Here is a 380-nt window from a genome sequence, read left to right as displayed (position 1 = left end):
CCAATTACAAAGCACGCGCGTAATGTTCAATGTTTAGTACGTTATTTCCAGGACCACCGATAAATCTACCTTTCGTCCTGTTACCCACAAATATGAATACGTCGTCTTCGTTGCCGCCGATCATAAATTTCACTCCATTTTTTATTACAAATACATTTCGCTTATTAGCAAAACCAACACTGAAATCATTTCCGTCTTCCAAATCAATTAGATTTGCGGCGTTCATTGACCGGTTAATCGTGTACTCAAAGCCCAGTGCATTTTTGCAGATAATACGAGGTTGCTTTGGAGATGACAAACCAATGTGGTACTGATCTCTTGATTTACCTTTGTATGCGTTGCACAGTGTCTTCAATCCGAGAGGCAACTTTCCATGAAAT

Annotated in this window: 1 protein-coding gene; it reads right to left on the bottom strand. The window is 39.7% G+C overall.

All coding sequences use genetic code 11. From position 1 onward, the window contains the following. Positions 1-4 precede the first annotated feature (4 nt). The gene (locus V6U76_RS05525) at positions 5-226 is read right to left on the bottom strand and encodes a hypothetical protein (RefSeq protein WP_333024150.1); all 222 of its coding nucleotides are present in this window, start codon (positions 224-226) and stop codon (positions 5-7) included. Between the last annotated feature and the right edge of the window lie 154 nt (positions 227-380).

Origin of the sequence: Wolbachia endosymbiont of Pentidionis agamae (genome assembly GCF_036711655.1) — a bacterium.
Classification (GTDB): Bacteria; Pseudomonadota; Alphaproteobacteria; order Rickettsiales; family Anaplasmataceae; genus JAZHPY01.
Note: the sequence above shows the minus strand (reverse complement) of the source record. Positions and strands in the feature narration are given on the sequence as shown.

Excerpts from the sequence above, each read along its gene's own strand:
- V6U76_RS05525 (WP_333024150.1), bottom strand. The coding sequence starts at position 226 with ATGAACGCCGCAAATCTAATTGATTTGGAAGACGGAAATGATTTCAGT.